This is a genomic window from Actinomadura pelletieri DSM 43383 (assembly GCF_003634705.1).
Taxonomy (GTDB): Bacteria; Actinomycetota; Actinomycetes; order Streptosporangiales; family Streptosporangiaceae; genus Spirillospora; species Spirillospora pelletieri.
Genome location: NZ_RBWU01000008.1, coordinates 219,383 through 238,396 on the forward strand (window position 1 = coordinate 219,383; position 19,014 = coordinate 238,396).

The following is a 19,014-nucleotide window of genomic DNA, read 5'->3' on the forward strand; positions in this document are numbered from 1 at the left end:
TCGAGGAGGTTGGGGAAGATGACCGAGTCTCCCGAGAGGATCGTCAAGGCGCTGCGCGCGTCCGTCCAGGAGAACCGGAGGCTCCGGCAGCAGAACGAACGGCTGCTCAACGCCTCCCGCGAGCCGATCGCCGTCATCGGGATCGGCTGCCGCTACCCCGGCGGCGTCACCGGACCGGACGACCTGTGGCGCCTGGTGGACGGCGGCGTCGACGCCGTCGGCGGCTTCCCCGATAACCGCGGTTGGAGGCTCGACCGGCTCTACGACCCGGACCCCGACCACAGCGGGACGAGCTACGCGCGCGAAGGCGCCTTTCTCCACGACGCGGACCGCTTCGACGCCGACTACTTCGGCATCAGCCCCCGGGAGGCGGTCTCCCTGGACCCGCAGCAGCGCCTGCTGCTCGAAACCGCCGTGGAGACGTTCGAGCACGCGGGCATCCCGCCGGACGACGTGAGCGGCACCCCCGTCGGGGTATTCACCGGGATCATGTACGGCGACTACGGGAACCGTCTCGCCGACCGGATCCCGCGCAGCGTCGAAGGGCTCGTCGGCCCCGGAAGCGCCGGCAGCATCGCGTCCGGCCGGGTCGCCTACACGTTCGGTTTCGAGGGCCCGGCGGTCACCGTCGACACCGCGTGCTCGTCGTCGCTGGTGGCGCTGCACCTGGCCGCGCAGTCCCTGCGCAACGAGGAGTGCTCCCTCGCCCTGGCCGGAGGCGTCACCGTCATGGCGACTCCCATCAGCTTCATCGAGTTCAGCCGGCAGCGTGGGCTGGCTCCGGACGGCCGGTGCAAGTCGTTCGCCGCGTCGGCGGACGGCACCGGCTGGGGCGAAGGCGTCGGTCTCCTACTGCTGGAGCGGCTGTCGGACGCCGTCGCCAACGGCCATCAGGTGCTGGGAGTGATCCGAGGCTCCGCGATCAACCAGGACGGCGCCAGCAACGGGCTCACCGCACCCAGCGGAAGCGCCCAGCAGCGCGTCATCAAGGCGGCCTGCGCCAACGCCGGTGTCCGTCTGCGGGACGTCGACGTGGTGGAGGCGCACGGCACCGGAACCAGCCTCGGCGACCCCATCGAAGCTCAGGCGTTGCTGGCCACGTATGGGCGAGACCGTCCCGATGGCCGGCCGCTGTGGCTGGGTTCGGTCAAGTCCAACATCGGGCACACCCAGGCCGCCGCAGGTGTCGCCGGAGTGATCAAAATGATCGAGGCCATGCGCCACGGCCGTCTCCCGGCGACCCTGCACGTCGACGAGCCCACACCTCACGTCGACTGGTCGGACGGCACCGTCGAACTGCTGACCACCTCGACTCCCTGGCCGGAGAACCCGCATCCGCGCCGCGCGGCCGTGTCGTCCTTCGGGATCAGCGGCACCAACGCCCACGTCATCCTCGAAGCGGCACCCCCCACCGACACACCAACCCACCACGACACGCCGCCCGACCCCGCAACCGTCCCCTGGATCATCTCGGCCAAGAGCGAGGAAGCGCTCCGGGACCAGGCCGGGCGACTGCGCGCGCGGGCCGATGAGCGTCCCACGTGGCACCCGGCCGTCGTGGGCCGCTCCCTGGTCGCCACCCGGACCGGCCACGATCACCGCGCCGTGCTGCTCGGCCGGGACCGGGACGACCTCCTCGCCGGGCTGGACGCACTGGCCGCCGGCCGACCCGCCGCGAACCTCGTCCACGGCACGGTCGCCGGGACACGGGGCAGAACGGTGTTCGTCTTCCCCGGCCAGGGTTCCCAATGGACGGGCATGGCCGCCGAACTGCTGGACGCCTCCCCGGTCTTCGCCCGGCGGTTGGAGTCGTGCGCCGCCGAACTCGACGCCCTCACCGGCTGGTCGCTCGCCGACGTCCTTCGCGGGGCGGCGGACGCCCCGAGCCTCGACCGGGTCGATGTCGTCCAACCCGCCCTGTTCGCCGTCATGGTCTCGCTCGCCGCGACCTGGCGTTCGTACGGGATCGAACCCGACGCCGTCGTCGGCCACTCCCAGGGAGAGATCGCCGCCGCGCACGTCGCCGGGGCGCTGTCCCTACGGGACGCCGCCCGCGCCGTGGTGCTGCGCAGCCAGGCCATCACCACGCTCTCCGGCACGGGGGCCATGGCCTCCGTCGCCCTCCCCGGCGCCGACGTCCGGGCGACCCTCGAACGCTGGGGCGACCGGCTCGCCGTCGCCGCCGTCAACGGGCTCGCCTCCTGCGTCGTCTCCGGCGATCCCGGCGCGGTCGACGAACTGGTGGCGGAACTCCGGGCGGACGACGTCCGGGCCCGGACGATCCCCGTCGACTACGCCTCCCATTCCCCCCACATCGAGCGGATCCGCGACCGCCTGCTCGACGCGCTCGCCGACATCACCCCCAAACCCGGCGACATCCCCTTCTACTCCACCGTGACCGGGGGAGTGATCGACACCTCGGAGTTGGACGCCGGCTACTGGTACCGCAACCTTCGCCAGACCGTCCTCCTCGAAGACGCCACCCGGGCCCTGCTCGACGACGGTCACCGTTTCTTCGTCGAGGCCAGCCCGCATCCCGTCCTGACCGTGCCGATCCAGGAGACGGCCGACGAGCGCGGCGGCGCGACGGTCATCGAGACGCTCCGGCGCGGCGAGGGAGGCAGGGACCGGCTGCTCACCTCGCTCGCCCGGGCGCACGTCCACGGCCTGCCCGTGCAGTGGGACGAGATCTTCGCCGACACGGGCGCGCACGTCGACCTTCCCACCTACGCGTTCCAGCGCCGCCGGTACTGGCTCGACGCGGGCGCCGCCGCCGACGGCGCCCCGGCGGCCGGTCTCCGACCGGTCGGGCATCCGATGCTCGGCGCCGCCACCGACCTTCCGGGCGGTGGGCACCTGTTCACCGGGCGGCTGTCGCTCGACGACCATCCCTGGCTGGCCGACCACGGTGTCTTCGACACCGTCCTGCTGCCCGGCACCGCCCTGGTCGAGCTGGCGTCGCGGGCCGCCGAGGCCACCGGTGGCGGCGACATCGACGAGCTGACCGTGGAGGCGCCGCTCGTGCTCCCGGAGCGGGGCGCGGTGGAGTTCCAGGTCGTCACCGGAGCGACCGGCGAGACCGGAAGCCGGTCCGTGGTCATCCGCTCCCGTCCCGCCGACGCCGAGGCGCCTTGGGCCCAGCACGCCACCGGCGCCCTGACCAGCGGCGCGCAAGCCCGGCCCGCTCCCGCCACGGGCGCGGCGGAGGCCTGGCCGCCCGCAGGGGCGGAGCCGATCGACGTCGGCGACCTCTACGCACGCCTGGCGGACATCGGCCTCGGCTACGGCCCCGCCTTCCAGGGGTTGCGCGCCGCCTGGCGGCACGGCGAGGAGATCCTCGCCGAGGTCGCCCTCCCCGAGACGGCCGCCGCCGAAGGGTACGGCCTCCACCCCGCGCTCATGGACGCCGCCCTGCACGCCGCGTTCCTCCACCCCGACCAGCGGCCCGACGGCGGTGACGGTGAACCGACCGTCCCGCTGCCCTTCACCTGGCGTGGGGTGTCGATCCACTCCCCGGATTCCTCGGCACTCCGCGTGCGCCTGACCACCACGGCAGCGGACGGCCTGTCGATGGAACTCGCCGACGACTCGGGTCGCCCGGTCGCCTCGGTCGAGTCACTGGTCGTCCGACCGGTCAACGCCGGTCGGCTCGCGCGGGCGGCGGGTGGTCACAGCCCGGTCTTCTCGCTCGACTGGCTCCCGGTTACCGCTCCCGCGGACCCGTTCACCGGAACCGTCGCCTCGCCGGGCGAAGCCGTCGAGGCCGTCGAGAGCGGCGACCCGGCACCCGACGTCGTGGTCACCTCGCTCATCGGAACGTACGCGGACGACGACCCGTCCGGGCACTCGGCCGCCCATCGAGCGCTGAAGCTGGTGCAGCAGTGGCTCACCGATGACCGCTGGACGGCGTCCCGGCTCGTGGTGCTGACACGCGGCGCCGTCGCCACGGGCGCGGACGGCGATGTCACAGACCTTGGCGCCGCCTCGATCTGGGGTCTGCTACGGGCCGCGCAGTCGGAGCATCCCGGCCGGTTCGTCCTGGTGGACATCGACCGGGACGACGCGGAGCCACCGGCCTCCGCGCTGTCCGGTGAAGAGAGCCAGGTGGCCGTGCGGGACGGTGTCGTGCTCGCGCCCCGGCTCGTCCGCGCGCCCCTTCCGGACGACGCCGCACCGCCGCCGTTCGACCCGGACGGCACCGTCCTGATCACCGGTGGCACCGGCACCCTCGGCGCCCTCGTCGTCCGCCACCTCGTCACCACCCACGGCGCCCGGCACCTGCTGCTCGTCAGCCGCCGGGGGCTCGACGCCCCAGGCGCCACCGACCTGCAACGCCAACTCGAAGACCTCGGCGCGCATGTCACCATCACCGCCTGCGACGCCGCCGACCAGGACGCACTCGCCAAGCTGCTCGACACCATCCCGGCCGAGCATCCGCTCACCGCCGTCGTCCACACCGCCGGAGTCCTGGACGACGCCACCATCACCAGCCTCACTCCCGAGCAACTCGACATCGTGCTCAGGCCGAAGGCAGACGCCGCCTGGAACCTGCACCACCTCACCAAGGACGCGAACCTGTCGGCGTTCGTGCTGTTCTCCTCCGCCGCAGGCATCCTCGGCAGCCCAGGCCAGGCCAACTACGCCGCAGCCAACACCTACCTCGACGCACTCGCCGCACACCGGCGGGCGGCCGGACGGCCCGGCATCTCGCTGGCCTGGGGGCTGTGGGCCGAGAGCAGCGGCATGACCGACCGGCTCGACCGATCGGACCGGACCCGCCTCGCCCGCACCGGCATCCTTCCGCTCACCTCCGAAGCGGGGCTCGCGCTCTTCGACGCGGCCCTCGCCCTCGACCGGCCGCTGGCCGTCCTCGCCAAGCTGAACCTCCAGCGGCTCCGGCCCCAGGCCGAAACGGGAATGCTGACGCCGGTGCTCCGCGGGCTGTTGCCCGCGCCGAGCCGCGGCCGGGACACCGCCGATGCGGCGGGTGCCGCAGCGCTCGCCGAGCAGCTCGCGGGCCTGCCGGAACCGGAGCGGCGGGACGCCGTGTTCCGCCTCGTCCGCGATCAGATCGCCGCGGTCCTGGGCCACGACTCACCGGCCCGGGTGGACGCGGAACGCGGCTTCCTGGAGATGGGCTTCGACTCGCTCACCGCCGTCGAGCTGCGCAACCGGCTCGCCGCGGCGACCGGGCTGCGGCTGCCCTCCACCCTGGCCTTCGACCACCCCGACCTCGGCCGCCTCGCGGACTTCCTGCACGGCGAACTCGCCGCCGGCGCGGGCGAGCACACGCCGGGACTCGCCGAGATCGAGGGCATCGAGTCGGCCCTCGACACGATCACACCGGACGCACGCGCGAGGCTCGCGGACCGGCTCAGAAAGGTCCTGCTGAAGCTGGACGACCTGAAAACGGACGACGCCGCGAACGGCGCGACGGTGACCGCGAGGATCGAGTCGGCCGGAGACGACGAGATCTTCGAGTTCATCGACAACGAACTCGGAATCCCCGACCTGAGAGGACCATGATGAAGGCGCTCGTCCTGGCGGGAGGCACCGGTTCGCGGTTGCGTCCGTTCAGCTACAGCATGCCGAAACAGCTCGTCCCGGTCGCGAACAGGCCGGTGCTGTTCCATGCCCTCGACGCGCTCCGCGCCATCGGGGTCACCGAGACGGGGATCATCATCGGCGACTCGGGTGACGCCATCCGCGCCGCCGTCGGCGACGGCGGGCTCTTCGACATGAAGGTCACCTTTCTGCCGCAGAACGAGCCGCGCGGGCTGGCGCACTGCGTCATGATCGCCCGTGAGTTCCTGGGCGACGACGACTTCGTCATGTTCCTCGGCGACAACGTCTTCTCCGCCGGGCTGGCCGCGCCGCTGGACGACTTCCGGACGCACCGCCCCGACGCCCAACTCGTGGTGTCGAAGGTCGCCGACCCCACCGCCTACGGCGTGGTCGACATGGACGCCGACGGGCGGGTGCTCGCGCTGGAGGAGAAGCCCGCCGTCCCGTCCAGCGACCTGGCGGTGACCGGCGCCTACTTCTTCACCTCGCGGATCCACGAGGCGGTGCGGGCCATCACGCCGAGCCGCCGCGGCGAGCTGGAGATCACCGACGCGATCCAGTGGTTGGTCGCGGCAGGACGGAATGTACGCGCCCGCGCGGTCGCCGGCTACTGGAAGGACACCGGAACCCCCGCGGACCTGCTGGAGTGCAACGAGGTACTGCTGGAGAACATCACGCCCGGCGTGCACGGGACGGTCGACGACACCACCCGGATCTACGGCCCGGTACTGATCGAGGAGGGGGCACGGGTGACGGGTTCGGTCCTCGCCGGTCCCCTGATCATCGGTGCGGGCGCCACCGTCGAGGGCAGCAGGGTGGGACCGTTCGCCTCGATCGGCGCCGGGTGCCGGCTCCGCGACGCCAGCGTCCTGTACTCGATCCTCCTGGAGGACGCGTCCGTCGACGGGCTGCACACCGTGCACGGCTCCATCATCGGCAAGGGCGGGAAGGCCAGCCGGGGGCGGCGCGTCGCGACCGCCCACCGGCTGATGATCGGCGACCACGGCCAGATCGAGGTCCCCACCTGAGCGTGGGTCACCGCGGTTCGTGGGCGCGGAATCCCCGTCCGGCCTTGCGGCCCGTGTATCCGGCCAGCACCAGTTCCTCCAGGAGCCGGGCCGGGGTGAGCGCGGGCTCCCGGTGCGCCGCGTGCAGCTCGCGCTGGATGGCGAGGGAGACGTCCAGCCCGACCACGTCCAGGAGTTGCAGCGGGCCCATCGGAAGACCGAGGCCCTGCGTCATGACCGCGTCGATGTCGTCGGCGGTGGCATGACCGTCCTGGAGCATCGTGACCGCGTGGTTGAGGTAGGGGAACAGCAGCGCGTTGGCGATGAACCCGGTGCGGTCCGCGCAGTCGACCGGGCGCTTGCCCAGCGCGGCGCACAGCGCGCGGGCCGTCGCGAGCGCTTGTTCCCCGGTCAGCGCGGTGCGGACGAGTTCCACCAGCTTCATCGCCGGCGCCGGGTTGAAGAAGTGCATTCCGACCACGTCGTGCGGGCGGCTCGTGGCCGTGGCGCATTCGATGACCGGCAGGCTGGACGTCGTCGTCGCGAGGACCGTCCCCGGTCGGCACACCTCGTCCAGCGACCGGAACGTCTCACGCTTGACCTTCAGGTCCTCCACGACCGCCTCGATCACCAGATCGCGGTCGGTGAGCGCGTCGAACCGGGAGGCGCCGGACAGTCGTGCCATCGTCGCCGCCACGTCCTCCGCCGACACCTTGCCTCGGCGCACCCGCCGTTCGAGCGAGCGCTCCACCGCCGCCAGGGCCTCCTTCGCCCGGACGTCGGTGCGCGCGACCAGCACGGTCGGCAGCCCCGCGCGGGCGCAGACCTCGGCGATCCCGGCCGCCATGGTCCCGGAGCCGACCACCCCGACGCGCCGGACGGGCCGCGCCGCCCCCTCCTCGCCGGCGGGTTCCGTCGCCGCGGTCCCCGTATCGCCGCCCGCCCCTTCACCCGCTTCGCCATAGTCGTAGAAGCCGCGGCCGGACTTGCGTCCCAGCAGGCCCGCCGCCGCCATGTGCGCGAGCACCGGCGACGGCGCGTACCGCCGGTCCCCGGTGCGTTCGTACAGGATCCGCAGCGTGTCGTGCGCCACGTCAAGGCCCATCCGGTCGAGCTGCGCCAGCGGACCGAGCGGCAGACCGCAGCCGAGCATCATCGCCGCGTCGATGTCGTCGCGGGTGCCGTGGCGCCGCTCGAACATCGTGGCGGCCCCGTTGAGATAGCCCATCGTCAGCGCGCCGCCGATGAACCCCGCCCGGTCGCCGACCCGCACCGGGGTCCTGCCGAGCGCCCGCGCCAAGGCCAGCGTGCCGTCCTGGGCGTCCGCGTCGGTCACCGGGGTCGTGACGACCTCCGCCACGGTCCCCGACGCCGGATCGGCCAGGTGCAGGCCGGTGGTGCGGGCCATCCGTCCCGACCCGGCGGCGATCTCGGCGACCGGCAGCGCCGTCGTGGTGGTGACGAACACCGTCGCGGGCGGGCACACGGTGTTCGCCGCGCGCAGGACCTCGATCTTGAGGGCGGCGCTCTCCGGCACCGCCTCGATCACCAGCTCCGCGTCGGCGATCCGGCCCGTCGCGGTGGTGAACGCGATGTCGCCGCCGTCCGGCCCGGTGAGTTCTTCCACCCGGGCGCGTCCGCGCGCCAGCGCCGTGTCGTCCGCTTCCACGGCAACGACACGACGACCGGCGCGGGCCAGTGCCGCGGCGATCGCCGAACCGGTGGTGCCGAGCCCGAGGACCGCGACCGTCGCGTCCGGCCCCGTCATCTCCACATCGGTCATGTCCCCTGGTTCCTTTCGCCGTTGGTCTCCACGAGTCCGCCCCAGCGGACCAGCGCTCCGCCCATCGACATGCCGCCCCCGAATCCGGCCAGCAGCAGAAGGTCGCCGTCGTCGAAGACGCCCCTGCGGACGGCGTCGTCGAGGGCGAGGGGGATGGAGGCCGCGCTGGTGTTGCCGTGCTCGGCGACCGTGAGATGCGTCCGCGCCCGGGGCAGTCCGAGCAGCGGGAACACCTCGTCCAGCATCACCCCGTTGGCCTGGTGCGGAACGAAGTGGTCGACGAGCGCCGGGTCGACGCCGTGCCCGGTGAGGAGACGCCGGACGGTACGGGGCAGCTCCGCCGTGACGAACTCGCGGACGCCGCGGCCCTCCATCGCGAAATGGTGCAACCCGTCGGCCAGGGTCTTCTCCGATGCGGGCAGCCTGCTTCCCCCGGCCGGGACCCGGATGAGGTCGTGCCGCTCACCGCGAGTCGACAGCTCGGCGCCGGTCAGCCCGTAACCGGGCCGCACCGGGCCGAGGACGACCGCGCCCGCGCCGTCCCCGAACAGCACCGCCGTGCGGCGCTCGCTCCGGTCGATGATGCGCGAATAGAGGTCGGCGCCGATGACCAGCGCGTGGTCGGCCCCCTCGGCAGGCCGGCCCGCGGACCCGCCCGACAGCAGCCGGGCCGCGGTCACCAGCGCGAACACGAACCCGGCGCACACCGCGTTGACGTCGAAGGCGGCGGCCCGCTCCGCCCCGATCCGGGCCTGCACCAGACCGGCGGTCGGCGGCTGCGGGTGGTCCGGGGTCGAGGTCGCCAGCACGATCCACCCCAGCCGGTCCGGGGTGATCCCGGCGTCGGCGAGCGCGGCCGTCGCCGCCTCCGCCGCCATGTCCGAGGTGGCCTCGTCGGGGGCGGCGTACCGGCGGGCGTGGATGCCGGTCTTGCGGACGATCCACTCCTCGGTGACGCCCGCCCGCTCGGCCACCACGCCGTTCGGCACCACCTCGGCCGGCAGATACCCGCCGACGCCCACCACGCCGACACCGGGCACTCCACCACCGGGCACTCCACCACCGGACGACCCGGCCCACGGTTCGCTCACGGCAGGATCCCGCTCCTTCCCCGGGTCACGGCGCGGTGCGGAACCGGTCGATGGCCGGGAGGTGCCGCGCGCGCATTTCCGGGTCCCGGACGCCGAGGCCCTCCGTCGGCGCGAGGCAGAGCACGCCCACCTTCCCGCGGTGGGCGTTGGCGTGCACGTCGTAGGTGGCCTGCCCGATCTCCGCCAGCGGGTAGGTCCGCGACAGCGTCGGATGGATCCGACCCTTGGCGATCAGCCGGTTCGCCGCCCACGCCTCCCGGTAGTTGGCGAAGTGCGTGCCGACGATCCGCTTCAGGTGCATCCACAGGTAGCGGTTGTCGAAGGTGTGCTCGAACCCCGACGTGGACGCGCAGGTCACCACGGTGCCACCGCGCCGGGTCACGTAGAGGCTGGCGCCGAAGGTCTCCCGGCCCGGGTGCTCGACGACGATGTCCGGATCGTCCCCGCCGGTGAGTTCGCGGATCCGGGCCCCGAAACGGCGCCACTCGCGCGGGTCCTGGGTGTGCTCGTCCGACCAGAACCGGTAGTCCTCGGCGTTCCGATCGATGATCAGCTCGGCGCCCATCCTGCGGCAGATGTCGGCCTTCTCCTCGCTGGACACCACGCACACCGGCGTCGCGCCGCCGTTCAGCGCCAGCTGGGTCGCGTAGGAGCCGAGACCGCCGGACGCGCCCCAGATGAGGACCGTGTCGCCCTGCCGCATCCCCGCGCCGTTGCGGGACACGAGCTGCCGGTACGCGGTGGAGTTCACCAGACCGGAGGCGGCGGCCTCCTCCCAGGTCAGATGGTCCGGCTTCGGCATCAGCTGGTTCGCCTTCACCAGCGCGAGTTCGGCCAGCCCGCCGAAGTTGGTCTCGTACCCCCAGATGCGCTGCTGGGGGTCGAGCATCGTGTCGTCGTGCCCGTCCGGATGCTCCAGCTCGACCGACAGGCAGTGCGCGACGACCTCGTCCCCGGGCCGCCAGGACTGCACGCCGGGGCCGGTGCGCAGCACGACGCCCGCGAGGTCCGACCCGAGGACGTGGTACGGCAGGTCGTGCCGGGCCGCCAGCGCCGACGTCTTCCCGTACCGGCGCAGGAACGGGAAGGTCGGCAGCGGCTCGAAGATCGAACTCCAGACGGTGTTGTAGTTGACGGCGCTCGCCATCACGGCGACCAGCGCCTCCCCGGGGCCGAGCTCCGGCGTCGGCACCTCCGCCACGCGCATCGACCGTCGCGGGTCCTTCTTCCGGACCGGCAGCCCGGCGAACATCTCCACGTCTTCGGCGCGGACCGTGGCCGCCCGGTAGGACTCGGGGACCTCCAGGGCGCCGACGACATTGAGTTCGTCGGCGAGGATCGCGTCGAGAATCTTCTGCACCGTGACCTCCAGTGGCTCGGCGTGTCTGCGGTCTGCCGGGTCAGCTGCCGGGGGTGAGGGCGATGGTGCCGTGCACGATGGCGGCGATGCCGTCCGGCGTCCCGAAGTTGCGCGCGGTGATCATTTCGGGCGGGAAGTGGGCGCGCAGCTCGTCGCGGATGTAGTTGAGCAGGATCGCCGTCCTGAGCGAGTTGAGGATGCCCAGCTCCAGCAGCGGGGTGTCCGCGGCGATCGTGATGTCCTGCTCGTCGGCCAGCAGGTTCTCCTGGATGAAGGCGACGAGCCTGCCGGTGATCTCTTCCTGTGTCATGGCGCTTCCTTCGCGGGACGGGGTCAGAAGGTGGGCGCCGCGGTGGGGGCGCGCAGGGTGCCGAGGTAGGGGTGCCACAGATGGTCCGGGTCGTTCTCGACCGTCGTGACGAGCTTCTTCATCGCGACCAGCGCGGCCGGCTCCTCGCCGTCGTAGAAGTCGCCCTGCAGCATCTTGATCACGTCGACGCGGTACCGGGGGTCCTGGACGAACGCGGTGAACAGGATGTTCAGCCGGTAGTAGAGCGAGATGAACTCGTACCAGTTCTTCACCGCGTTGCGGAGCTTGTGCTCGAACGCCGCGAAGCTCTCCCGCGAGAAGTCGCCGCCGTTCTGGTGCGCGGCGATGATGTCCTTCGCCGCGAGCCGCGCGCTGTTCACGGCGACGCTCACCCCGCTGGAGAAGATCGGGTCGACGAACCGCGCGGCATCACCGATCATGACGAACCGGTCGCCGGTGACCTGCCGCAGCGCGTAGCTGTAGTCGCCCTCGGCCTTGAACGGACGGACGCGCTCGGCGTCCCCGAGGGCCTCGGCGAGGTCCGGGCGCTTGGAGACGATGTCCCAGAAGAACTCCTCGCGTCCCGCCGCCGCGGCGGAGAAGCGTTCCTTCTGGGTCACCACGCCCACGCTGGTGATGGTGTCGGTGATGGGGATCTGCCACATCCAGCTGTTCTCGATGGGCAGGAAGTGGACGTAGATGTAGTCCGTCTTCTCCGGGCTCACCGCCAGCGCCGAGCGGTCCAGCCCCTCGAACCAGGTGTGCACCGCGTACTGGTTGAACACCGGGTCGGAGACCTTCAGCTTGAGCTGCCGGCCGAGGACCGTGTGCCGCCCGGAGGCGTCCACCACCATCCCCGCTGTGAAGTCGACCTCGCGGGAACCCATCCGGCCGGTCAGGACGACCGCGTCCGGATTGTCGAAATCCACCTTGAGCACCCGCACGCCGGGGAACACGTTGGCGCCCTTCTTCTCGGCGTGCTTGAGCAGGATCAGGTCGAACTTCCCACGGTCGACGTGGAAGGTGTAGTCGCGGTCGACGCCCGACTGGTCGCGCTCGACGAACATGATCTCCGCGGCGCGGAAGTCGTGGTCCAGCCCGGTAAAACCGTTGTGCGGGACGTCGCGGGACTCCGCCGACGTCCAGGCCGCGCCGTACTTGCGGGGGAACCCGGCCGCCTCGATCTCGTCGAGGACGCCGATCTCCGCGAGCACGGGGGTGGTCGCGGGGACCAGCGACTCGCCGACATGCGGCCGGGGGAACAGCTCGCTCTCGAACACCGCGACGCGCAGCCCCGCCTCGGCGAGGTAGGACGCGACGGTGGAGCCGGCCGGACCGCCTCCGATGATCGCGACGTCGAAGTCCCTTGTCGTGTCTTCGTTCATGCCTTCGTCCTCTCGGGTTCGCGGGTGCCATCGGCGGTGGTCGTGGACGGTGGGGCGGCGTCGGCCAGCAGCCCCGCCAGGTGCTCGGCGATGGCGGAGACGGTCGGCTGGTGCCAGAGCAGCGTGGACGGCAGGCTCTGCCCGAACCGCTTCTCCAGCCGGCGCCGGATGACGAGGGTCATCACCGAGTCCAGCCCCTGCTCGGTCAGCGACCGGCGCGGGTCGAGATCGGCGGCCGACAGCCGCATCTCGGTGGCGATCTGGCCGCCGACCTCCTCCATCAGCAGCTCCTGGAGCCGCTCGGGCGAGAGTTCGGCGAACCGGCCGGGGTCGGCGGCCGGGGACGGCGCGGCGGCCGGCTCCTCTGCGGGCACCTCCGCCAGCACCGCGGGCGGTTCCGCGCCGGGGCCGAGCGGCAGGGTTCGCAGCACGACGTAGTACCCGGGGCCGTGCCCGAGCGCGAGGTCCCAGGCGCCGAAGGCCTCCTCGGCCGAGATGTCGCCGACGCCACGGGCGGCCAACTCCAGGTCGACGACCTCGTTCACGGCCATGCCCTTGCCGCGCCAGGACGTCCAGCCGAGGCTGAGGGTGTCGCCGTGCCCGGTGGCGTTGCGGTGCCCGGTGGCGTTGCGGTGCGCGGCCAGCGCGTCCAGGAAGGCGTTCGCCGATCCGTAGGCGGCCTGCCCGGGGAGGCCGAGCAGCTGCCCGCAGGACGAGAACAGGACGAGGAAGTCCAGCGAGCCCGGCGGGAACAGGGTGTGCAGGACCCACGCCCCCTCGACCTTCGGGCGCATCACCCGGCGCAGCGACTCCTCGTCCACGTTCGGGAGCAGCCGGTCGTCGAGGACGCCGGCCGCGTGCACCACGCCCCGGATCGGGGGAAGGCCCAGCGCGTCCGGGTTCAGCGCCTCGGCGGCCTGTTCGGCGTCGGCGATGTCGAGCGACACGACGCGCACCGTGACCCCGGCGGACTCCAGCGCCCGGATCGCCTCGACCTGCCGCCGGGTGCCGGCGTCGGTGAGAGCGTCCCAGGACGCCCGGTGCGGGAACGGTCGGCGGCCGGCGAGCACCAGCCGCCGGGCGCCGCGTTCGGCGAGCTTGCGCGCCACCTCCAGACCGAGCACGCCCAGCCCGCCGGTGATGAGATACGTCCCGTCGGCCCGGCATTCCAGCCGGTTTCCGTCCGGGGCCCCTTCCGGGCGGGCCAGCCGGGCGACCGACACCGCCCCCTCCCGCACCTTGATCACTTCTTCACGGGGGCCGGTCGGCAGCAACGCCGCCAGAGCCGCCGTGTCGTGCGGGTCAATGGGGTCGTCGGTGGGGGCGAGGTCGATCGTGCCGCCCCAGAGTTCGGGACGTTCACCGGCGATGATCCGGCCGAGGCCCCAGAGCGGGGAGTGCGCCAGGCCGGACTCGTCCCGACTCTCGGCCGCGCCGGTGGTGAGGCTCCAAAGCCTGGGCGGACGGCTCGCGTCGAGACCCGCGAGGGTCTGGGCGACCTCGGTGAGAAGCCAGGCGGCCCGCAGCGCGTCCTCGGCGACCGGCCCACCCGACGGCGGCGGCGCCGGGACCAGCACGGCGTCCGGAGTCGCCCGGTCGGCCAGTGCCTCCGGCCGGTCGACGATCTCCACGTCCACGCCCACGGCCGTGAGCCCGGCGCGCAGCGACTCGGCCGCCCCGGCGTCCGCGGCGACGATGACGGCGAGGGGGCGCTCGTCGCCCTCCGGGACGGCGGGCAGGTCGATCGGTCGCCAGACCATCTCGTGCACGAGCGAACGCGGACCCGCCGCCGACACCCGATCGCGGTCCATCACCGCATAGCCGAGGCCGGTGAGGCGTGCCACGACCCTGCCGTCCAGGTCGGCGATGAGCACCTCGGCGGTGTCGATGGCGCCGTCGCCCATGTCGTCGGTGATGATCTCGACCAGCGCGGCGTCCGGTGGAGGGCCGGTCAGCGTCACCTCGGCGACGTGCGCGACCATCCGCAGGACCGCGTCGCCCGGAAAGGCGAACGGGGCCGCCGACAGCGCGGCGTCCAGGACCGGTGCCCAGGTCGGCGGCGCGTTCTCCGGCTGGTCGGCGCTGATCCGTGCCCGCAGCGCGCCGTTGCCGCGCCACAGTTCCTCGACCGTCCAGGAGAAGGCCATCGACGGCACGCCGACCGCGGCGAGATGCGCGGTGACCGCGTCCGTGTCCACCGGTTCGCCCGGGGGCGTCGTGGGCAGGACGCCCAGGTCCGTCTCGGGTCGCTTGTCTTCGTGCGCCGAACATGTCGTGTGGGTCAGCCATGTGCCGTCGCCGCCGTGCTCGGTGTCGTCGAGCGTCCGGGACGCGATCCGCACCGCCGAGTCCTCGCGGACGACCTGCACCTCGCGGCGCCCGGTGACGGTCAGCGGCAACTGGAGGTCCACGTCGGCGAGCACCGGCAGGGCCGCGCCGTCCTCGTCCTCCGCGGCGGCCGACATCAGACTGTTGATCAGCACCGCGGCGGGCACGATCTCCACGCCGTTGATCGAGTGGCTGCCCGGGTAGGGGCGCGACTCCTCGTCCAGCAGGGTGCGCCACAGCCGCAGCGACCGTCCGGCCACCGGCACCGGCGGGCCGAGCAGCGCGTGGGCGTCGGCGTCGTGGCCCAGCCCGGCGCCCCGCCCGGTCATCGACGTCTCGTACCAGTACGGGCGATGCCGCCACGCGACGGTGGGGAGGTCGGCCAGGTCGCCGCCGGGATGCTGGACCGACCAGTCCAGCGCGATGCCGTGGCAGTGCGCCGCGCCCGCGTTGAGCAGCAGCGTGGCCCGCTCCGGCAGGTTCCGGCGCAGGGACGAGCCGACGAACGCGTCCGCGTGGCCCAGCTCGGCGAGGGTCTCGTTGACGGAGTGCGCGACCACGGGATGCGCGGAGATCTCCAGGAAGGCGCGGTGCCCGTCCCGCGCCGCGGCCTCGACGGCGGCCGTCAGCCGGACCGGGTTGCGCAGGTTCGTCGCCCAGTAGGAGCCGTCCGGCACCGTGATGCCGTCCGGGTCCTCCAGCGCGGTCGAGTACATGCGGATTCGCGGCCGGACGGGCTCCAGATCCGCGGCGGCGGCCGTCAGCTCGGCGAGCAGCGGATCCATCTGCGGGCTGTGGAAGGCGACGTCGGAGGTGACGCGGCGCATCACCACGCCCTCGTCCCGCCACTCCTCCAGCAGCGCCTCGACCCCGGCGCGGTCACCCGCGACGACCGTCGAGGCGGGGGAGGACGAGATCGCGGCGACGAGCCCGTCCCGGCCCGCCAGCCGGTCCCGCACCTCGTCGAACGGGAGCGCCGCCATCACCATCGCGCCCTGCCCGGCCACGCGCCGCAGCAGTTTCGAGCGCCGACAGATGAGCCGCGCGCCGTCCCGGCGGGTCAGCGCACCGGTGACCACCGCCGCGGCGATCTCCCCGACGGAGTGGCCGATGACCGCGTCCGGGACGACCCCGTACGAGCGCCACAGCTCGGCCAGCCCGAGCTGCATCGCGAAGATCATGGTCTGGGCGCGGTCGACCGGACCGAGATCGCCCTCGTCCAGCACCTGGCGCGGCGAGAAGCCGATCTCCTCCAGGAACACCGGCTCCAGGTCGTCGATCACCGCCGCGAACGTCGGCTCGGTCGCGAGCAGCTCGCGTCCCATCCCCGCCCAGTGGGAGCCGTGCCCGGAGAAGACCCACACCAGACCGCCGTCGCGTTCCCCCGGCGCCGAACCGGTGACCGCCGTGGCGGGCGGGTCGTCGGCGGCGACGCCGCGCAGCGCCTTCGCCAGCTCGGCCCGGTCCGTCGCCGTCACGGCCGCGCGGTGCGCCAGATGGCTTCTGCGCCGCGCGAGGGTGTGCCCCACGGAGGTGAGCGGCACCTCGCCGCCGGGTCCTTCCAGCCAGTCGGCGAGCCTGCCGGCCTGCTCACGCAGCGCGGTCTCCGACCCGGCCGACAGCGGGAACAGCAGAGGGCCGTTCGCCTCGGCCGCCGCGTCCCCGTCCCCGACCTGTGCGGGCTCGTCCCCGACCTGTTCGGGCGCCTCTTCCAGCAGGACGTGGGCGATCGTGCCGCCGTACCCGAAGCCGGACACACCGGCCCGGCGCGGCCCCTCGCGGTCCGGCCAGGCGGTGCGTTCGGTGACGACGCGCAGCCCCGACCCGGCCCAGTCGATCGCGGGATTTCCGCTGGTGAAGTTGACGCTCGGCGGGATCTCCCGGTGCCGCAGGGCGAGCACCGTCTTGACCAGCCCGGCCGCACCGGCACCGGCCTCCAGATGGCCGATGTTGGATTTCACCGACCCGATCAGGCACGGCTCGTCGGCGGGTCGGTTCGCGCCGAACACCGCGCCCAGCGCCGACACCTCCAGCGGGTCGCCCAGCCGGGTCCCGGTCCCGTGCGCCTCGACATAGTCGACCGACGCCGGGTCGACGCCCGCCTGGCGGCACGCGCGCTCCAGCAGATGCCGCTGGGCCGGGCCGCTCGGCGCCATGATCCCGTTGGTGCGACCGTCCTGGTTGATCGCGCTGCCGCGGATGAGGGCGAGGACGCGGTCGCCGTCGCGGCGGGCGTCCGCGAGACGCTTGAGCACCAGGACGCCGCAGCCCTCCCCGCGCCCGTATCCGTCGGCGGACGCGTCGAACGACTTGGAACGACCGTCCGGCGCCATCGCGCCCGCGGCGTCGAGGGTGAGCGTCAGTCCCGGTGAGACGATCAGGTTGACCCCGGCGGCGAGCGCGAGCGTGCTCTCGCCGAGCCGCAGGCTCTGGCAGGCGAGATGGGTCGCCACCAGGGACGACGAGCACGCGGTGTCCACCGACATGCTCGGGCCCCGCAGGTCGAGCGCGTGCGAGATCCGGTTGGACGCCGCGCACATGGCGGCGCCGATCCCCGTCCAGGCGTCGATGCGGGGCAGGTCCTCCAGCATCCGCCGGCCGTAGTCGTCGGACCCGATGCCGACGAACACGCCGACATCGTCGCCGGCCAGGTCGCGCGGCAGGATCCCGGCGTGCTCCAGCGCCTCCCACGCGACCTCCAGCAGGATCCGCTGCTGCGGGTCCATGAGCTCGGCCTCGCGCGGGGACAGGCCGAAGAACTCGGCGTCGAACCCCTCCACGTCCGGCAGGAACGAACCCCACCGGGTGGCGCCGCGGACGGCCGCCGCGTGGTCGGCGCCGAGATCGCCGTAGCCGCGCCACCGCTCCTCCGGCACGGTCCCGGTGGCGGTGCCGCCGGCGGTCAGAAGTGTCCACAGCCCGTCGGGCGAGTCCGCCCCGCCGGGCAGTCGGCAGCCCAGCCCGATCACCGCCACGGGTTCGGGGGCCGCCGCGGGCTGCCGCCCGTCCTGGTTTTCATCGACCATCGGTGCTCTGTCCTTTGTGCCGGATGATGGATGTCGCTTCGGCGTTCGTCGGGTCAGTCACGCCACGGGGGAGGGGTGAGGATCTCCACGACCGCGGCGGAGATGGTGATGCCGGGTCCGACGCCGACCAGCAGGGCGTGGTCGCCGGGGCCGAGCCGCCCGGTGTCGAGCAGATGGTCGAGGGAGACGATCTGGTCGCTGGCGGCCAGATGACCGACGGTCCGCCCGAAGTCCCAGGTGGACATCGACATGGGCAGGCCGAGCGCGCCCATGCATCGCTGCTCGACGATCTCGCGGGAGTAGTTCATGAACGCGACGCGGGTGATGTCGCCGAGCTCGATCCCGGCCTCTTCGAGCGCCCGGTCCACCGTGCTCAGCAGCGTGCGGTGCACGGTCACCCACACCGCCGTGCCGGAACCGTCCGCCATGGCGCGCCGGTTGAAGTCGGCGGCGCGGCCGGCGAAGTCCAGCGGCCGCCCAGAGGTGGGGCCGGGCGGAAACAGCGGCTCGCCGCTGCGGTGGACCTCCTCGGCCTCCGGCACCGCCCGGTTCACCACCGACCGCAACCTGGCGAAGCCGTCGTCCGCGTCGAGCAGGACGGCGCTGGCCGCGTCCCCGGCGATGTAGCCGGGGCCCATGCGCCACCGGTCGATCATCGGGGTGCCGAAGTTGTCGGCGGCGACGACCAGGGCCGGTCGCCTCCGGGGATCGCCGCGCAGGTAGCCGGCGGCGAGGTCCAGCGCGCTGAACATGCCGTTGCAGCCGTGCCGGGTCTCCACCGCGAGGACGTCCCCGCCGAGCAGATGCCGTTGCAGGTAGTACTGCGGCTGCCAGCCGTCCGGTCCCTGGTGCCAGGAGTCGGCGTAGAGCAGCAGGCCGGTGTCCTCGGGACGCCGTCCGCAGCGTTTGAACGCCGACTGGGCGGCCCGCAGCGCCATCTCCGGCGCGGGGACGTCTCCGGCCACCGCCACGCCGCCGAGTTCGTGCAGCTCGACGTCCTCGGCGGGATACAGCCCCTGCGCGACGGCCTGTTCGATGTCGACCGTCGGGGGCAGGAAGACCCCGATCGCCTTGATGAAAACGTCGGCCGGGCGCACAGCCCACCACCCTCCTGAATTGGCTGCCGGACAAACTATGTCCGGCACTTCTGAAGGCTGGC

Annotated in this window: 9 protein-coding genes; 2 read left to right on the forward strand and 7 right to left on the reverse strand. The window is 72.9% G+C overall.

Translation table 11 applies throughout. The features are described from left to right. Positions 1-18 precede the first annotated feature (18 nt). Complete coding sequence (locus BZB76_RS31765) at positions 19-5,526, forward strand: type I polyketide synthase (RefSeq protein WP_121438121.1); 5,508 nt, start codon at positions 19-21, stop codon at positions 5,524-5,526. Continuing rightward, positions 5,523-6,593 (forward strand): glucose-1-phosphate thymidylyltransferase, encoded by a 1,071-nt coding sequence (locus BZB76_RS31770; protein WP_337959800.1) that lies wholly within the window; start codon positions 5,523-5,525, stop codon positions 6,591-6,593. Before BZB76_RS31765 ends, BZB76_RS31770 begins: the two co-directional genes overlap by 4 nt. Before the next feature lie 7 nt (positions 6,594-6,600). Here BZB76_RS31770 and BZB76_RS31775 read toward each other — a convergent pair whose 3' ends face one another. Genes BZB76_RS31775 through BZB76_RS31805 form a run of 7 tightly spaced genes read right to left on the reverse strand, consistent with a single transcriptional unit; the run spans position 6,601 to position 18,952 of the window. Continuing rightward, complete coding sequence (locus BZB76_RS31775) at positions 6,601-8,355, reverse strand: 3-hydroxyacyl-CoA dehydrogenase family protein (protein ID WP_211343297.1); 1,755 nt, start codon at positions 8,353-8,355, stop codon at positions 6,601-6,603. After that, entirely contained in the window at positions 8,352-9,446 is a 1,095-nt protein-coding gene (locus BZB76_RS31780) for a 3-oxoacyl-ACP synthase III family protein (RefSeq protein WP_246007339.1), read from the reverse strand. The genes BZB76_RS31775 and BZB76_RS31780 overlap by 4 nt, the downstream gene beginning before the upstream one ends. 25 nt (positions 9,447-9,471) lie before the next feature. Further along, the gene (gene ccrA, locus BZB76_RS31785) at positions 9,472-10,806 is read right to left on the reverse strand and encodes a crotonyl-CoA carboxylase/reductase (RefSeq protein ID WP_121438124.1); all 1,335 of its coding nucleotides are present in this window, start codon (positions 10,804-10,806) and stop codon (positions 9,472-9,474) included. Positions 10,807-10,846: 40 nt separating this feature from the next. After that, positions 10,847-11,116, reverse strand: a complete 270-nt coding sequence (locus BZB76_RS31790; RefSeq protein ID WP_121438125.1) for an acyl carrier protein — start codon at positions 11,114-11,116, stop codon at positions 10,847-10,849. Positions 11,117-11,139: 23 nt separating this feature from the next. Then, on the reverse strand, positions 11,140-12,501 hold the full coding sequence (locus BZB76_RS31795) for an NAD(P)/FAD-dependent oxidoreductase (RefSeq protein WP_121438126.1): 1,362 nt from the start codon (positions 12,499-12,501) through the stop codon (positions 11,140-11,142). Further along, on the reverse strand, positions 12,498-17,855 hold the full coding sequence (locus tag BZB76_RS31800; protein WP_121438127.1) for a type I polyketide synthase: 5,358 nt from the start codon (positions 17,853-17,855) through the stop codon (positions 12,498-12,500). The genes BZB76_RS31795 and BZB76_RS31800 overlap by 4 nt, the downstream gene beginning before the upstream one ends. A gap of 53 nt (positions 17,856-17,908) precedes the next feature. Continuing rightward, positions 17,909-18,952: a ketoacyl-ACP synthase III family protein gene (locus tag BZB76_RS31805; RefSeq protein WP_121438128.1), complete on the reverse strand. Its 1,044-nt coding sequence runs from the start codon at positions 18,950-18,952 to the stop codon at positions 17,909-17,911. Positions 18,953-19,014 lie beyond the last annotated feature (62 nt).